This is a genomic window from Acetobacter sp. (genome assembly GCF_022483985.1).
Taxonomy (GTDB): Bacteria; Pseudomonadota; Alphaproteobacteria; order Acetobacterales; family Acetobacteraceae; genus Acetobacter.
In genome coordinates this window covers 1,737,918-1,753,951 of record NZ_JAKVME010000001.1, presented here as the reverse complement: position 1 = coordinate 1,753,951, position 16,034 = coordinate 1,737,918, and the positions used below count along the sequence as shown (strand labels likewise).

The following is a 16,034-nucleotide window of genomic DNA, read 5'->3' as shown; positions in this document are numbered from 1 at the left end:
AAAAACCATTACCCTCATACGCGCGTGCGCGCACATGGGGATAATAGGAAGAACGTGACGCATCTGACGCATCCGACGCAGATCGAAGAACTGGAAGACATTCCCCGCATGGTGTCACGGCTGCTTCCGGATCGTCGTGACCCTGAAGCATTTCATCTTGCTAAGTCTGAGGCGGTAGGTCGGTTGTGGCGTCTGATCAGGAAAATTCGCACGGATTTTCCTCGGGTTGGGGGAGGGTAAGCGATGGCTGCCCATCTGGGGGGGCAACCGCGTCAGGCTCACGCGCAGATTTTCTGAATGATCTTTGAAAAACAATCAAACAATCAAAGCTAGCTAAGCTAAGTAAATTTCAAGTTTGGAAGGTGTCCTCTGTTGTGAGGTTCTCGTCATATTCTTCGATGTTACCTGGTGGCGGTTTTTCCGTGCCAGTCGTCCGCCCGTGGGTATGTGGATCGCCCTTCGGGGCACGTTCCACCCATGGACAGGGCATGGACAGCCCGTGGATAACGCCTGACGGCGTTCCCCACCGTCTGACCACACCGCTGCCCACAGGCTCCACGTTCGATCCACATGCCCACAGGCGCAGTCACGGCTGCGCTATTATTTTTTTATCGTTGAGCGTGGTCTGCAAGCTCTGATGTGTCGGCGGGAACAAGTCTTTCCCGTAGACGCACGCCAGCGCCACCGCCGTTTTCGGGAATGAACTCTACTCCTGCGGTTTCCAAGGCGGACCGTATGGCATCCAGCGTGGATGTTCGGGGTGAACCTTCGCCTAATTCAAATCGAACAATCGTCCGCTTCGGAATGCCGCTGTTTTCAGCCAACTGATCTTGCGACCAGCCAATGAACGCACGAGCCGCACGGGCTTGTCCGGGTGTAATGGAAATTTTAGTGCCATTTTCTCTTGCGTTCATGAGATGATTATGTCACTAAAATTGCCGTTCGACAATGCGCGAGCGACCGAAAGGGAGGGTTAGGAGCCTTCCTCTCGGTCTAACCACAACCGAAGGATATTTTCGGCAATGGCTGAGAACGCCCATAGCACACCTGCGTCCAGGCGGGCAGACACACGCGTCAGCATTCTGACGGTGCTGATCGTCCCTTTCCTGATCGCCCTGTCCGTCTTCGGGCTCGGGTCACCTGATCCAGTCGCCTCCGGCCATGCCTACGCGGTGGAGGCTGTCCGATGAGCGACAAAACAAATCCAGCCACGACGCATGAAAGCAAGATCGATCTTGCCCAGGCATTCCCCATCCACACCCATGCACTCAACGCGGCGGATCATGCACTGATCCGGCAGGCTCGCGAGGTCATCGCGAAGGAGCTAAGAGCGCGAGAGTTGCTGGAAGGCTGTCCGGAGGAGCCGCCGGAAGCCTGTTTTTTGTTTAATGAAACTTATGCTGGTGTCCTGGACATGGCCAGAGTCACGCCCATCACATGGGACGGCTGGTTCGCCCGACAGATCGCGTTCTCAGTGTGGAATGGCGCATGCCCTCCATTGTCAGATTGTGGGGCTGACTGGTCCGAATACTCTGCTGGCCGCGATGCCATGGCTATGCTGAGCGATCCAGCCCGTTTCCTGCCTGATGCCACACCTGATCCAGCTTCTCCGTCATCGCACAAGGCTGATGACGGCGAGCTGCTGCACCTGATGGAACGAACCCTGAAGGTGCTGGACGCATTCGACAAGCTGGGTGACGAATGGTGTCATGTCGTTGACATTCCCGCAGACATTGAAGCGGAGCAAATGCGTCTTTGGGACGTCATGAATGATCTGAGGACAAAAGCTCTGGGCCTGCCTGCCCATACGCCTGAAGACCTCAAGGCCAAGGCGCGGCTGGTCATGACGACACTGCCTTTATCACTGGATGGCACGCTCGCCCCTGAGCATGGCGATTATCCAGCTTTTGCTCTGTGCCGAGATCTGATCGGTAGAGAGGATTGCCCTCCACGATCTGAGGTTCCTGTGTGAATTGTCCCACTTTTGTTCTTGCCTTCCAATGTAGTGTTTCTCTACACTAGTTGGCGAGAAAGGAGGCAATCATGCCTGACAACAATGACCTTCATCTGGCACAGTATGGCGCAGCCCACGTCTGCGCCGCTGCCGAGATTTCACACAACACTCTCAAGAATTGGGGTTCCCGCAAGCCAGCAATTATCCTGCCTGTTGATGATGATCGGCAGAATGTGGGGAAGGGAGCGGCGATCCGCTACAGCAAGCGTCGTGTCTATCAGATCGTCGCGACGGCTCGCTTGGTTCGTATGGGGATTCCTGTTCGCCGCGCGGCTTCCATTGCAGCAGCCTTTTCCGATTTCGGGGACGAAACGCAGTCTGGAATCCATCGTCTCCCGGGTGAGCTTTATCCGGGTCGGAACAATTATCTGGTGAGTTTCGGAGAGCGTGATGTGGGCATCGTGATCGAAGCCCTCACCGGGGATTCCTTGCATTGGGCGGCCACGCAGACAGGTGCCAACATTGCAGATGGGTTTGTGGCTTTGCCACTGGATACGCTGGTTGCGCGTGTTGACGCGACATTACGCTGTGAAGTGCCTCCCGCATCGCGGAGTATCGTGTAATGGCCGTGGCAGAACGCACTCTTTCTGACGTGCTGGCCGACATGGAGGCTATCCAAGGTAAGGCCGGTCCTGAGATCAATAAACGCTGGGAACAGCTTGAGGCCGAAGGCGCGACTCTCAAAGCGCAGGAAACCCGTCAGCGTACGATGGATTACCTGGCGCGTTCCGCTCCAGGCACACCTCTGTCGGCTGATCAGCGATATCAGGAGGCACGTAACGGTTTCACGGTAGTCGACGCGATCCGTGCCCAGCTTCCGGGTGTCACTGATATTCGCACTGGTCGGGCACGTGAGCTGTCTACCGAGATCGAGCGGCGCACGGGCCAGAAGCCACAGCAGGGTGGCTTATTGGTTGATCTGACGCCTGCGGTGGAAACACGCGCAACGCTCACAACAGGCGCACAAGGGACCACTGGTGAAGCTGCAAGCTTGATCCCAACTCAGCAGAGGCCGGATCAGTTCGTGTCGCTTCTTCGTGCGCGCCTGATCACGCAGCAGCTCGGGGCGGGCGTGCTCGAAGGACTGACGGGCAACATCGGCATTCCACGCCAGACAGCGGCCGCGCAGGCGGCATGGGTCGGAGAAAATCAACCGCTTCCTTCAGGAAATGGGACGTATGACGGTATCGTCATGACGCCCAAGACATGCGGCAGTATTGTTGAAATCAGCAGGAATACGCTCATGCTGTCGTCGCCGAGTGCACAGGAGTTGGTGCAGGCTGATCTTCTGGCAGTCATGGCGCAGGCGTTGGATGCAGCGGCCATTGCTGGCGATGGGACTGGCTTCACACCAAAAGGTGTTATTCCACAGGCCGGAAAGACCACGGATTATACGGCTGGTGCTCTCACCTGGTCGGAAATTCTTGCATGTCTCACGGATCTGGAAACGGCCAATGCTGTCCCGAATGGTTGGGCTGTTGGGGCTGGCGTTCGGGCTGCGCTCATGGCTACGCCAAAAGCAGCATCAGTGGGGGCTGGTTTCGTAATGGAAGACGGCACGCTTGCCGGTCTACCTGCGCAGTGGTCCACGAATGTGCCAGCAGGCACGCTTGTCCTAGGTGATTGGTCAAACCTGCTGATTGGTTTGTGGGGCGTCGCAGAAATTCTTGTAAATCCGTACGCCAGCGAAGCCTATCAGCGCGGCAACGTCCAGGTGCGCGTTATTCAGTCAGCGGATGTGGCTGTCCGTCGTTCACAGGCGTTCACAGTGTTGACGCCCAAGGCTGGAACCTGAGCCATGCAGCGCGGGATACTGGAAACCCGATTTTCGGCAGGCATCGCGCCTGCCGGGACCGGCCTCACGCTCAAGGGGCTTGCGGTGCCGTATGGCAAGCCCGCGCAGATTGGCTCCTTTGAAGAGTGTTTTTCTCCGTACGCATTGCGATCGGCCTGTCAGGGGCAAGACATCCTTGCCTTGCAGGATCACGATATGTCGAAAGTGCTTGGTCGCACGCGATCGGGAACACTGGCGCTCCACGACCAGCCCGATGGTTTGCATTTCACACTTGCTCTGCCCGATACAGAACGTGGACGTGATGTATATGCATTGGCACAGCGTGGCGATCTTGGCGGTGTATCCATTGGTTTTTCTGATCCTGTCGATGAATGGAATGGACGGGAGAGAAGGGTCATCCACAGTGCCCGCCTGCATGAGATCAGCATCATTTCCGGTCATCCGGCTTATGGCGAAACCTTCGTGGAACCGCGTAGCAGACCAGGTGAAAATGAGGTGGATTTGCAGACGCAACGAGCGCGGAAAATTGAAATCATGAGGCTGTCATGGGGATTTTAAGGCGTAAATCTCTTGATCCGCGTGCGAGAAAGGAACCGGTCCTGGTTCGCGAAACACGTTCTGGTGGATGGTTCAATGATGGCTGGAATGTTTCGGGACTTAACCTGGGTGGAGCGATGGCGGCTCATCCGCCGGTGCCAACTTGGCTGTCTGAAAGTCTGTCCGCTGTCACAGCCTGCCTGGAAATTACCACATCGGCCATTGCTAGCCTGCCTGCGTCTATCACGATGGATACAGATGAAGGACGCCAGCCAGCTCCAGCGACTTTGCCTGCTATAAAGCTGGTAGCCCGACCAAATACGAATCAAAGCTGGCCCGCTTTCATCACGCAAGGCGTGGCTGAGTTGCAGATGCAGGGCAATTTCCTCGCCTGGGTTCAGCGTGATGGCCGTGGTGCGGTGACAGACCTGATTCCGGTGCCTTGGGTATGGATCAGCCCGCAGATTGTGAGTGTGGGCGGTGCCGCACGGCTTGTTTATGACATCACCACGTCTACACCTGAAACGCGCCTGCTGGGCCTTCCTTCTCGATTGCTGGACACTGAAGTTCTGCATGTTCGGGCGCGCTCGGATAATGGGCTGATCGGACGTAGTGTTCTTGCGCGAGCTGCGGGAGTAGTGCGTGAAAGCCTTGAAATGGCTTCTGTTGCTGAAAATAATTGGAAAAACGGGATGAGGCCGTCCGGTTATATTTCTACGCCAGAGTATATAGCAGAAGACAATGTCAATAGAGCTCTGGAAATACTTTCAGAATACCGCGGATCAGTAAATGCCGGAAAGGTGCCTTTGCTGGAAGGTGGGTGGAAATTCAACCAGACCAGTCTCAACAGCGTCGATGCAGAATTCCTCTCAAGCCGTCAGTTCGGCGTGGCTGAAATTTGTCGTCTTTTCCGAGTGCCTGAACCGCTTGTACAGCTTGGGCAGCGCTTGCCAGCTGATATGTCTCCGTTCATGGCGGCTTTTGCCCAACTTGCTCTGGCGCCGATTGTCGCTGTTTTGGAGGCTGAATTTGATGCAGCGGTATTGCCGCCTGGTTTCCATCTTCAGATGGATATGGGCGGTCTTCTACGGGGTAATTACAGTGCGGTTGCTGCGGCAAACTGCGCCCAGGTCCAAAGCGGTATTATGACCGCCAATGAGGCACGTGCAGCTGTTGGCTTGCCGCCTCATGCGGACGGTGAGGTGTTGCGGGGCGCAACTGGCGGTGCAACGCCCTTGGCGGGAAAATTGGATGCTCCTAATTGGCCCGCAGATATGCCGGGTATGCCTTCTCTTGCCCCTAAACCTGGTCATACCGGAGATGGCTTACCTGCTCCCGGCACGCATCAGAATGGTGGTGCGGCGTGAAGTATGATGCTTTGCCTCCTGGCGTCGTTCCTGTGCTGCTTCGCACTGAGGCTGCTGCTGCATTGATGAGTGTTGCACCAAGCACTTTGTGGAGCATGGCGCGTGAAGGGTTGGTGCCTCAGCCTTTCCGCTACGGTCGTGCTGCGCTGTGGAACAAGCCCGCACTGGAAGCGGCGGCACGACGTCTCACTGGCGATCATGCGGCGGGTGTGACGATAAATGAGAGTGGTGATGTCAAAAACCCTTGGGACGCATTGTTGGGTAAATGATAGAAATCATCAGAAAATATAAATATGTTTCACAAGATCAGGATCGACATGGGAATACTCGTGTTTATCTTCGTCGACCAGGACAACGGAAGATCCGTCTGCATGAGGCGCTTGGAACGCCAGAGTTCGATGCGGAATATCGCAAGGCTATGGCAGGAGAGATACAGCCCGCGAAACCATCTCGTTCATTTATTGCGCCGGGATCGTTTCGTGAGCTGTGTCATAGTTATTACCAGTCTGGTGATTTTCTTCGGCTGAGTGAACGCACGCGCTATGTCCGGCGAATCACCTCTGACCGTATCTGTGAGACAGTGGGTGAGTTGCCGGTTGCGCTTATGCAGCCGGTTCATGTGCGGAAACTACGTGACTCAACGCCTGGCAGGCCAGAAGCAGGAAATATGATCCTTCGGGCGTTGCGGGCAGTTCTCGGTTTTGGTGCAGTGAATGGATACCTCACGACCAATCCAGCAAGAGATGTGCCGATGATTCCGGCGCAGGGGGATGGTTATCACACTTGGGAACCGCATGAGGTGGCGCAGTTCGAGGCGGTTCACCCTATTGGTTCTCAGGCGCGGCTTGCGCTTGCTGTCCTGATTTATACAGCGCAACGCCGTAGTGATGTGGTTCGTCTGGGGGTGAAGGACATCCGCAATGGCGAGTTGGTTTTCACCCAGTGGAAGAACCGCAATCGCAAACCTGTAGAAATGATGCTGCCGGTGTTGCCGGAACTGATGCGCATCATTGAGGCGACACCGGGTGCTGCGGAAGGTCTGACGTTCATTCAGGGTGTGCGAGGCAATCCCTATACAGCTGAAAGTTTTGGAAACAAGTTTCGGGTGTGGTGCAAGGAAGCTGGTCTTCCACACTGTTCCGCTCACGGTCTTCGTAAGGCGACTGCAACCCGACTGGCGGAGCTTGGGTGCAGTGAATACGAGATTGCCGCGATTTTGGGTCACAAGAACACAAAGACGACGGCCATCTACACCGCGAAGGCCAATCAGAACCGGCTAAGGCGGCAGGCTATCGAGCGCTTTGGTGCTGCCGATATGTCCCACTTTTCTGGCGATATGCCAGCACGGGGCAAAAACAAGCCGCAACATATTGAAAATATTGGAGAAAAAAGATGTGTGGTTCCCGAAGTAGGACTCGAACCTACGACCCAGCGATTAACAGTCGCTTGCTCTACCAACTGAGCTATTCGGGACCAGTTGTTGGCGACCGTATAGCCAACCCTGATACCCTCGTAAAGCCCCTCCGGGAGATTTTTTTCAGGCAGTTTTGACATTGCAGCAACCTGAGGGCAGCTAGATTTGTTTGGGAAGCGAGCCGCAGCAAAGAAGGTTTGGCAGATGGATACAAAGCCCGTGAAAAAAAGCGGTATGAGCAGTCGTCGGAGTGTCTTGACGGCTGCCGGTGCGGTAGCCGGAACCTGCGTGCTGGGCGGTCTGGGATGGCGGTTTACCCATCCAACTCGGGCTCTTCAGGAACCTGATGGACAGCCCAGAAGCCTTGTCCTGTCATGGCCATCGCCAGAAGACGATCCTGTATTTATCGTCGCACAGGAGCGTGGTTTTTTCAGTCGCTATAATCTGGAAATCACGGCGCGTCCTTGTATCACCGGTCAGCAGGCAATTGACGCTCTTTCCAAAGGCGAGGTGGTGGGAGCCGCCGGTGCCGCCCTGTCGTGGCTTCCACGGCTGCATGAAGGCGTGCCGGCAATGCTGGTGGCAGGTCTGAGTGCGGGCACGTTCAGGCTTCTGGTACGAAAAAACAACGGCATTACAAAAATCGACAACGTAGTCGGCAAAAAGATAGCGGTCCTGAATGAGGACTATGCTGATCAGCGTTTTTTCTCAGTCCTGTTGAGACGAAAGGGGATCAACCCGTCCGATGTGCTCTGGCGGTCCGTATCGGAAGACAGAATTGATCAGGCGCTTGATGGCCGGGAAGTGGATGGTGTGGTGTTGCATGATCCGGATGGCTGGCAGCTTTTGTCGGAAAATCAGTCTTTTCTGACGGAACTCGCCGGATCGACGACGGGCAATTATGCTCAGCGGGTGAGCAAGGTTTTCGGACTTTCCAACCATTTTCTCTCTGAAGATCCCAAGGGCGCGCTGGCTGTTGTCTTGGCCTTGCGGGATGCCTGTCGCTGGATTGAGAAGCATCGTGATGAAACGGCCCAGCTTCTTTCTGGCCATATTCCCGATATGAATGATGATGATGTCAAACAGATGCTGGCGCATCAGCCTGCACCGGTTCATCTTCTGGGACACTGGCTGCGTGATCAGATGGCGCAATATGCTGACGAACTGAAACTGATTGATCTGCTGCCGAACGAACTCGATTCAGGTGTTTTTTCCCGCTCCATTTGCCAGAATGTGCTGCATATCTGAGAGCGGATCAGCTTTTTTCAGGCCCGATTGTTCCAGAGCACATGCAGCCGGGCGCGTAGCGCCTCGTCATGTGCATACAGAAACAGGCCTTTCCGTGCGCGTGTCAGGATGACGAACAGGGCGTTGGCCATGACGTGGCGTTTGGCTGTGTCCGTATCGACAAGGTTGCCGCGTCCGGTGAAGGCGGCGCTGTCCTCGTAAAGTGCAGGATCGAGAGTTATTCTGTCGGTCGTCCTGTCGTAGGAGACGGACGGGCCGAGGATAATGCCTGCATAATTCAGATCGAACCCCTGCACGGTATAAACTGACCCGACCTCGTCAATCGAGTCTGGCCGTTCGGCCCAGGGTAGTGGATGAGATGGCTGATTTCTGTCCCATCTCAGACGGAAATCACCGGTCTGTACGAAATGATCATTCCCGTTCAGCGTATAGGGGAAGTCATAGGTGGCCAGAATGCGTGACAGGCCACAGCGATGGTCGCATTCACGAATGTCTTCGTACATTCTTGCGGCGTCATCATAGATCTGGAAATCATATTCCTGCTTTGCCGGAAGCGTGAGTAACTGGCCGTCGCAGAATGCCCTGATCCACCGCATGACATCCGGATGCGCCTGCACACGGAACTGATCTGTCAGGCGGATCGTCTCGGTGGGAATGTCCTGCAAAAGGGCCCGAAGATGAGCCTTGTCCCAGTAGCCCTTGAATTTCAGTGTCTGACGTGGGTCAAACACCATGACAACCACGCGTGCCAGCCTGAGAATTTCCTCAAGCTGGTTCGATTGACGAAAATGATTGTAGGGATCGCTGCGTGTCAGCAGAAGATGGGCTTCATCAATGAAAACAATGTCGGCATGGCCAGAGGATTTGTGCAGGTTGTTGATGAAGCTTGTCGGGCGTTCGTAGTCTTTCTTGCGAAGGTTCGGAATGTTGACAGCGATATTTCGGTACAGCTTGATCATTTCAGGATGGTTGACAAGCAGGATGTTATTGGTCTCCTGTAGGGGGTATATGCCGTCACGACTTCGCGCCTGTTCCTGTATGCGTGAAAAAGCTGTGTTCAAGACAAGGCTTTTCCCTGTTCCGGCATCGCCTTCCAGAACGAGGACCGCCTGCTGGTCATGAGTGTGTGTTTCACAGAACCCGACAATGCGATCGACCAGATGTTTCTGTGCGTCCGTCAGATCGAAGTCCGGAGAAAGACGTGCTGCTGATGCACTTCTTTCATCCGATGCAGTTGTTCTGAAAACCGTTTTCATTTGTCAGTCTTTTTCCGGTTTTGGAAAAAGCGTGTTCGTCCAGCCTCTCAGCCGATAGGCCACCATGCCGATCCACTCATGGGCGGCCCAGTCCAGCGTCGCGAAGCGGTTGCCCAATGAGAGAGAGTAGCCGCGAAGGCGATCGCGCGACACATAACCGACCGGCCAGGGGAGAACGTGCCATCCGGCCTTGCGAAAGACGCCGACGGAACGGGGCATGTGACTGGCGGATGTGATCAGAACCCATGTCTCGTCAGGTTTCGGATGCACCAGAGCAAAGCTGTCCGTAGCGTTTTCCCGTGTTGTGCGTGAACGATTTTCATAAATCACACGGTCATCGGGCAGGCCGAGACTTTCAAACAGAAGACGCACCCATTTCGCCTCGGTGGTGACGCCCTGTTCGATATCACCTGAACCACCCGTGAAGACGAGCCTGGCGTCGGGATAACGCCGGGCGAGCGCCAGAAAAGTGGTCAGCCTGTCACCGGCGGCGCCTGTCACTGGCGTCTGTCGATCCTCACTGGTCAGACAGTCTATCGAGCCGCCAAGAACGATGATTCCGTCTACATGTCCGGGTGGAGTCCGGATCTGCGGAAAGCGATCCTCAATTGGTCTGATCGCCCACTGATCAACCGGAAAAATCAGGCAGAACGCCAATGCTGCGGCGGCGAGCGTGGTCAGCGCACGTCCGAACAGGAAACGACGAAGGAGAAGCCCGAACAGGAGGGTTTCGACAAGCAGCGCGGTCGGCATCATGATCATGGTCAGAATTTTGCCGATGATGAACATTCCGGGCTCCTGAGTGGTCAGTATTCCGTGCAGCCATAATCCTCAATCTCCGGGCAGGCAACGAACAGTCATCCGCACAAGAAGTAAAGACAGGTCGTATGATGCGCGTTATCATTGCGAAATGAGAAAGATATCCTCCGCTGACGCTCTGCTGATCGTCGATGTCCAGAACGATTTCCTCCCCGATGGCGCTCTTGCCGTGCCGGAAGGCGACGCGGTGATACCTGTCATCAATCGTCTGATGGCGTTGCCATTCGGTGCGGTCGTCACGACACAGGACTGGCATCCGGCGGCTCATTGTTCTTTCGAAGCGCAGGGTGGCCCGTGGCCTTCGCACTGCGTGGCTGATACGCTTGGCGCGGCGCTGGCGGGAACGCTGGAGCGCGGGGTGGTCAGTCTGGAGTTGCGCAAGGGACAGTCGCTCTCCGTGGACAGCTACTCGGCATTTCTGGAAAATGACGGTGTAACACGCACGATTCTGAAGGATTGGCTGAACGAGCGGAAGATCAGCCGCGTTTTTGTCACCGGGCTGGCGCTGGATTACTGCGTGACGGCGACAGCCATCGACGCGAAGAATGACGGATTTGAAAGCGTGATTGTGCTGGATGCCTGTCGTGGTATCGCACCGTTGGAAGATGCTGTGCGCAGGGCGGAAAGTGCTGGCATTTTATTGAGCAAGTCATCTGATTTGTCTTGACCGGCGGAGAGACCTCAATAAATCTGATAAAACGGTTTCGAAACGAGGTGAGGGGACTTTGTGACGTCACAGGGTGTCCTGAAAGGGAAAGACCCACAGTGACGCGCACGTTCCCCGTTCTCCAGCAAAACGCGCTGCTTTTTCCCACACGACGGAGTTTGCTGAAAGGGGCCGGTATTCTTGCGGCAGGAGAAGCGTTGAGTCCTTTTGCCGTGAATGCGGCGGAACCGGCGTCTGGTCTGCCGCCTGTAAGGGAGGAAGATGCTCTTATCGCTTTCGGGCATACAGGACCGATCACGGACGGAGGCTGGGACACGGCGCATGATAAAGGCGTGCAGGCGGTTCGCAAGGCTTTTCCCGGACTTCGGACAGTCTTTGTAGAAAGTGTGCCTTATTCCGCCGATGCTACCCGTATTTTTCGTCAGTTCGTGGCGGAAGGCGCGAATATGGTGTTCGGGACGTCGAATTATGGCGATTTCATCAAGGATGTGGCCGACCGGGCTCCGGAAGTGGCGTTTCTGGAATGTGACGGCACGTCTGTCACCCGTAATCTTGGCTGGTATTACATTACGCACTGGTATCCGAGCTATATTATCGGCATCGCCGCCGGCCTGATGACAAAAACAAACAAGCTTGGTTATGTCGGGACTTTTCCCATTCCGTCCGTTTTTGCCAGCGCCAATGCGACCCTTCTTGGCGCGCAATCGGTCAATCCGGCCTGCACCATGCAGGCTGTGGCGATCAATTCATGGTTCGATCCGCAGGCTGCGACGCAGGCCGCCAGCGCGCTGGCTGACAGCGGGTGTGATTTCCTGTGCGGCATTACCGACGAACCGGCCTATCTGCGCGTGGCGGAAAGCCGGGGGCTGAAAGCGGCCATGTGGAATCTCGACATGCGGCGTTTTGGCCCCAACGCCTATGTCAGTGGCGTGGTGCTGGATTTTGCCTCCTTTTACATCGAGCAGGTTCGCGCAAGGCTGAACGGAACATGGAAAGCTGCCGGAAGTTTTCTCACTCTGGCGCATGGTGTCGATCGTGACGCATGGGGGCAGACCGTTCCGGAAAACATCAGAAAACAGGCGGATGCGATGCGTGACCGGATACTTGCCGGATACTCGCCTTTTCAGGGACCAATCCGTGATAATAGCGGAACCATCCGTATTCCAGCAGGCAGGATCATGGATGACCGCGCCATCTATCAATGGGACTGGGGCGTGCAGGGGATGACGGGCCTTGGCTGATCCTGTGAAAAACCCGGGCGGTACGCCGCCAGTCCTGCAATTGCTTGGCGTGTCCAAATATTTTCCGGGCGTCATCGCCAACGAAGATGTCAATCTGGATGTCCGGTCGGGAGAGATTCTCGGTCTCCTTGGTGAGAACGGCGCGGGCAAATCGACACTGATGAATGTCGTGACCGGTATTTATCAGGCTGACGCGGGCGAGATCATTCTTGACGGCTATGGCGCGGAGTTTGTGACGCCACAGGACGCCATCCGTGCCGGGATTGGCATGGTGCACCAGCATTTCAAGCTGGTGCCTGCCTTCACCGTGGCGGAAAACATCCATCTCGGCTGGAGCGAGACGCCGAAACGCACTTCCCGTGCTGTGCTGGAAGCGCGGACACGCGCATTGTCGGAGCGCTTCGGCTTTCCGGTCGATCCTGCGGCCCGCGTGGAAACACTGTCCGCCGGAGAGCAGCAGCGCGTGGAAATCCTGCGCGTTCTGTCGCGTGAAGCGCGTCTCCTCATTCTCGATGAACCGACTGCGGTTCTGACACCACAGGAAACGCGGGAACTGTTCACGGCGCTGCGGGCCTTTCGTGAAAAAGGCAATGCCGTGATCATCATCAGTCACAAACTGGATGAGGTGATGGAGATCACGGACCGGGTGACGGTCCTGCGTGCGGGACGGAATGTAGGCACGTGGGCGACGGCAGACTGCTCCCCGAACATGCTGGCCACGACCATGGTGGGGCATGACATCCAGCGGCAGGATCTGCACTCCCGGTCTGGTGAAGCTGCTCCGGTCAGTACTGCTCCGGTGATCAGTCTGCGTGATGTGACTGTTCGCAACGAACAGAATGTCACCACGCTTTCGGATGTGTCCTTGGACATTTTCGGCGGTGAAATTTTCGGAGTGGCGGGTGTCGCCGGAAACGGTCAGCGCGAGTTGACGGAAATCCTGACAGGGCTGGTAACGCCCGTGGCGGGAACGGTTCTGCTGGAGGGCAAGGCTGCGCCAGCCGGTGCTGCGGCTTTTGCAAAAGCGGGTGTCGGGCATATTCCGCAGGATCGTCTGAACAGTGCGCTGGCGCCGTCACTCGGGATCACGGACAATATGGCGGTGCGGGAATATGGTCGGGCTCCGATCGGCAGGGGTATGCTTTATCAGGCGGCCGAAGCCCGTGCGCTTGCAGAGACGATTGCCCGCGTCGCTGAAGTGCGTATCCCGGATTTTTCCATGCCCGTGCGGAATCTTTCCGGAGGAAATCAGCAGCGCCTCGTCGCGCGCCGGGAGATGCGGATCGCCCGGCGGTTGCTGGTGGCGGCCTATCCCAGCCGTGGGCTCGATATTGGGGCGATCGCTTCCATGCACCGCTATTTTGCCGACTTGCGGGACGAAGGCGTCGCGGTGGTCATTGTCTCGGAGGATCTGGGGGAATTGCTCAGCCTGTCCGACAGGATCGGCGTCCTGTGCGGAGGCCGGATGATGGCCGTCGTCGACTCCGCTACCGCCGATAGCGAGGAGATCGGTCTGCTCATGGGGGGACGTACTGGTGGCGCTACGGTCCGGGCGGAGGCGGTGACATGAGCCGTTTCCAGCGATTCCCGACAGCCTCCGCCCGCAGGATACTGGTCTGCCGGTCCATCGCGATTCTGGTGTCGGTGGGCGTGGTCAGCCTGCTGCTGGCGATGTCCGGACGGCATGTCAGTGAACTGGCGCGGCTGGTTCTGACGTCCACGATAGGGTCACGATTCGGGCTGGAGGATCTCGCACTGTTCATGACGCCGCTCCTGCTGACAGGCAGCGCGGTGACGGTGACCCGGCGCATGGGGCTGTGGAATATCGGCGGAGAAGGGCAGTTCTATCTCGGCGCTGCGGGAGCGGCTGGTGTCGGATTGTTCGTGCATGGGCCTGCCATCCTGATCCTGCCGCTGATGGCGCTTGTGGCGGTGTTGTGCGGGATGATCTGGATTCTGCTGCCTGCTCTGGCCCGCGCCTTTGCGGGCGTGAACGAGATCATCACCACGCTGCTTCTGAATTTCGTCGCAAGCCTGCTTGTCTACTGGCTGGCGACCGGCCCCTGGCGTGATCGTGTGACCGGGGCGTTGGCCTCAACGGAACGTCTACGCGTGAGCATCCCTGATCTGTGGGGCGTGGTGCATTGGGGCTTCCCGCTGGCGCTGCTGATCACGGGAGGGCTGGCCCTGATCATGTCCTCCACACGCTGGGGCTACGAGGTGCGGATCAGCGGGGCCAGCGCCGGTATGGCGCGGTATGCGGGTATGCCGGTCAGGATGAGAATCATTTCAGCCATGCTTCTGTCCGGCAGTCTTGCCGCTCTGGCGGGGATGTTCGAGGTCGCCGGAACGGTCCATCGTTTGCAGGGTGGTATGGCGGACAATTTCGGCTACCTCGGCATTGTCGTGGCCGTGCTGGCGCGTGGGTCCTGTCTCGCGGTCATTCCCGCCGCTCTTCTCATGGCGCTGATCCTCGATGTCGGTATCGTGCTTCAGACCCAGCAGGTCGCGGCAACGGTGGTGCTGGCCATCACGGGGCTGGTCCTTCTGCTCGTGGCCATAGCCGATGAGTGCGCGCATTATCGGGCGGTGACGCCGTCCACCACAGATCGTGCGGCAAGGAGCGCATCATGATCGAGATGCTGACGGCGCTTCTGACAACCGCCGCCCTGTCGGGTGGCGTTCTCGCCATTGCTTCCGTGGGGGAGGTCATGGCCGAACGTGTGGGGGTGACCAATCTCGGCGTTGAGGGGCTGATTTCCGTCGGTGCGGCCACTGCCGTTCTGACAGTGGTTTCAACCGGCAATCCCTGGCTCGCCCTTCTGGCGGCCACAGCCGTCGGGGCTCTGGGCGGGATGGCGTTCGCCTTCGCTACGGTTTTTGTACAGGCCAGTCAGGTTCTGTGCGGACTGGCGATGACTTTCCTTGGAGTCGGATTATCCGCCGTGATCGGTCACTCTGTGGCGGGGATGCCCGTTCCCGTGACCTTCGCGCCTGTATCGATTCCCGTCCTGTCGGCGCTGCCGATTATCGGTCCCGCGTTTTTTGCCCAGAATCTGCTGATCGTTCCGGCCTATTTCCTGCTTCCAGCGCTTTGCCATTGGCTGCTTTTTCACACCCGTCACGGCCTGAACATGCGGGCTGTCGGTGAGAATCCTGCCGCTGCGGATGCTGTGGGGATTTCGGTCAGGGCCATTCGGTTCTGGTACGTCACGCTGGGAGCTGCGCTGGCGGGTGCGGCGGGGGCCTATCTCAGTCTTGCCGTCATTCCAAGCTGGTCGGAAGGCATGGTGGCGGGCCGTGGCTGGATCGCCCTCGCTCTGGTCATTTTCGCCGGATTCAGGCCGTTCAATGCGGCGGCAGGAGGACTGCTGTTCGGTCTCATCAGCGCCATCGGGTTTCTGGGGCAGGCGAGGGGCTGGCCCATCGCAGCACCTGTCCTGAACATGCTTCCTTATGTGGGAACGCTGGCCTTCATCATGCTGCCTGCCTTGCTTCGACGGAAAAAACGCCGTGGTGGAGAGGCCCCCGCGGCTCTGGGACTGCCCTATTTCCGGAGCGTGCGGTGAGGCGGCGCTGTAGACCGTGAAGAGGTTTCCGGTGAAGCCTCTGTCCAAAAAAAACTTAACGGGACGCCATCTGATTAAAAAAGGCGACATCCGGAAATTTTCGGCGG

General features: G+C 57.2%; 17 protein-coding genes, 1 tRNA gene and 1 pseudogene. 15 read left to right on the top strand and 4 right to left on the bottom strand.

Translation table 11 applies throughout. The annotated features are described in order from the left end of the window. Positions 1–54 precede the first annotated feature (54 nt). Positions 55–240: a hypothetical protein gene (locus tag LKE90_RS07735; RefSeq protein ID WP_291492097.1), complete on the top strand. Its 186-nt coding sequence runs from the start codon at positions 55–57 to the stop codon at positions 238–240. Positions 241–608: 368 nt separating this feature from the next. Here the strand turns inward: LKE90_RS07735 and LKE90_RS07730 are convergent, their stop codons facing one another. Next, entirely contained in the window at positions 609–914 is a 306-nt protein-coding gene (locus LKE90_RS07730) for a helix-turn-helix domain-containing protein (RefSeq protein WP_291492098.1), read from the bottom strand. 108 nt (positions 915–1,022) lie between these two features. Here LKE90_RS07730 and LKE90_RS07725 point away from each other — a divergent pair, with 108 nt between their 5' ends. The 8 genes and pseudogenes from LKE90_RS07725 to LKE90_RS16460 all read left to right on the top strand — a co-directional run. Beyond that, complete coding sequence (locus tag LKE90_RS07725) at positions 1,023–1,190, top strand: hypothetical protein (RefSeq protein WP_291492100.1); 168 nt, start codon at positions 1,023–1,025, stop codon at positions 1,188–1,190. Then, entirely contained in the window at positions 1,187–1,972 is a 786-nt protein-coding gene (locus LKE90_RS07720) for a hypothetical protein (protein ID WP_291492101.1), read from the top strand. The genes LKE90_RS07725 and LKE90_RS07720 overlap by 4 nt, the downstream gene beginning before the upstream one ends. 71 nt (positions 1,973–2,043) lie before the next feature. After that, positions 2,044–2,577 (top strand): hypothetical protein, encoded by a 534-nt coding sequence (locus tag LKE90_RS07715; protein ID WP_291492102.1) that lies wholly within the window; start codon positions 2,044–2,046, stop codon positions 2,575–2,577. Then, positions 2,577–3,809, top strand: a complete 1,233-nt coding sequence (locus tag LKE90_RS07710; RefSeq protein WP_291492103.1) for a phage major capsid protein — start codon at positions 2,577–2,579, stop codon at positions 3,807–3,809. The genes LKE90_RS07715 and LKE90_RS07710 overlap by 1 nt, the downstream gene beginning before the upstream one ends. A 3-nt stretch (positions 3,810–3,812) precedes the next feature. Then, the gene (locus LKE90_RS07705) at positions 3,813–4,367 is read left to right on the top strand and encodes an HK97 family phage prohead protease (protein WP_291492104.1); all 555 of its coding nucleotides are present in this window, start codon (positions 3,813–3,815) and stop codon (positions 4,365–4,367) included. Beyond that, complete coding sequence (locus LKE90_RS07700) at positions 4,355–5,713, top strand: phage portal protein (RefSeq protein ID WP_291492105.1); 1,359 nt, start codon at positions 4,355–4,357, stop codon at positions 5,711–5,713. Before LKE90_RS07705 ends, LKE90_RS07700 begins: the two co-directional genes overlap by 13 nt. After that, positions 5,710–5,982 carry a helix-turn-helix transcriptional regulator gene (locus LKE90_RS07695; protein ID WP_291492106.1) on the top strand — a complete coding sequence of 91 codons (273 nt, stop codon included), beginning with the start codon at positions 5,710–5,712 and terminating at the stop codon, positions 5,980–5,982. The genes LKE90_RS07700 and LKE90_RS07695 overlap by 4 nt, the downstream gene beginning before the upstream one ends. Continuing rightward, positions 5,979–6,968: pseudogene (locus LKE90_RS16460) on the top strand (tyrosine-type recombinase/integrase); the annotation flags it as partial. The gene LKE90_RS07695 and the pseudogene LKE90_RS16460, both read left to right, overlap by 4 nt. A 142-nt stretch (positions 6,969–7,110) precedes the next feature. Here the strand turns inward: LKE90_RS16460 and LKE90_RS07690 are convergent. After that, positions 7,111–7,186 (bottom strand) — tRNA-Asn (locus tag LKE90_RS07690). A gap of 145 nt (positions 7,187–7,331) precedes the next feature. On the opposite strand from LKE90_RS07690, the gene LKE90_RS07685 reads away from it, so the two are divergent. Continuing rightward, entirely contained in the window at positions 7,332–8,375 is a 1,044-nt protein-coding gene (locus LKE90_RS07685) for an ABC transporter substrate-binding protein (protein ID WP_291492108.1), read from the top strand. Between the two features lie 17 nt (positions 8,376–8,392). On the opposite strand, the gene LKE90_RS07680 is transcribed toward LKE90_RS07685, so the two are convergent. Together LKE90_RS07680 and LKE90_RS07675 are read right to left on the bottom strand one after the other, a co-directional pair. Further along, positions 8,393–9,631 (bottom strand): DUF2075 domain-containing protein, encoded by a 1,239-nt coding sequence (locus LKE90_RS07680; RefSeq protein ID WP_291492109.1) that lies wholly within the window; start codon positions 9,629–9,631, stop codon positions 8,393–8,395. Positions 9,632–9,634: 3 nt separating this feature from the next. Beyond that, positions 9,635–10,420 (bottom strand): YdcF family protein, encoded by a 786-nt coding sequence (locus LKE90_RS07675; RefSeq protein ID WP_291492110.1) that lies wholly within the window; start codon positions 10,418–10,420, stop codon positions 9,635–9,637. Positions 10,421–10,541: 121 nt separating this feature from the next. Between LKE90_RS07675 and LKE90_RS07670 the strand changes: the two genes are divergently transcribed. From LKE90_RS07670 to LKE90_RS07650, 5 genes are all read left to right on the top strand, one after another. Further along, a complete protein-coding gene (locus tag LKE90_RS07670; RefSeq protein ID WP_291492111.1) occupies positions 10,542–11,117 on the top strand; it encodes a nicotinamidase in 576 nt (191 codons plus the stop codon). 98 nt (positions 11,118–11,215) lie between these two features. Continuing rightward, positions 11,216–12,358 carry a BMP family ABC transporter substrate-binding protein gene (locus tag LKE90_RS07665; RefSeq protein ID WP_291492112.1) on the top strand — a complete coding sequence of 381 codons (1,143 nt, stop codon included), beginning with the start codon at positions 11,216–11,218 and terminating at the stop codon, positions 12,356–12,358. Then, entirely contained in the window at positions 12,351–13,928 is a 1,578-nt protein-coding gene (locus tag LKE90_RS07660; RefSeq protein ID WP_291492113.1) for an ABC transporter ATP-binding protein, read from the top strand. The genes LKE90_RS07665 and LKE90_RS07660 overlap by 8 nt, the downstream gene beginning before the upstream one ends. Beyond that, positions 13,925–14,992, top strand: a complete 1,068-nt coding sequence (locus LKE90_RS07655; protein ID WP_291492114.1) for an ABC transporter permease — start codon at positions 13,925–13,927, stop codon at positions 14,990–14,992. Before LKE90_RS07660 ends, LKE90_RS07655 begins: the two co-directional genes overlap by 4 nt. Further along, positions 14,989–15,927, top strand: coding sequence for an ABC transporter permease (locus LKE90_RS07650; protein ID WP_291492115.1), 939 nt, complete (start codon positions 14,989–14,991; stop codon positions 15,925–15,927). Before LKE90_RS07655 ends, LKE90_RS07650 begins: the two co-directional genes overlap by 4 nt. The last annotated feature ends 107 nt before the right edge of the window (positions 15,928–16,034 follow it).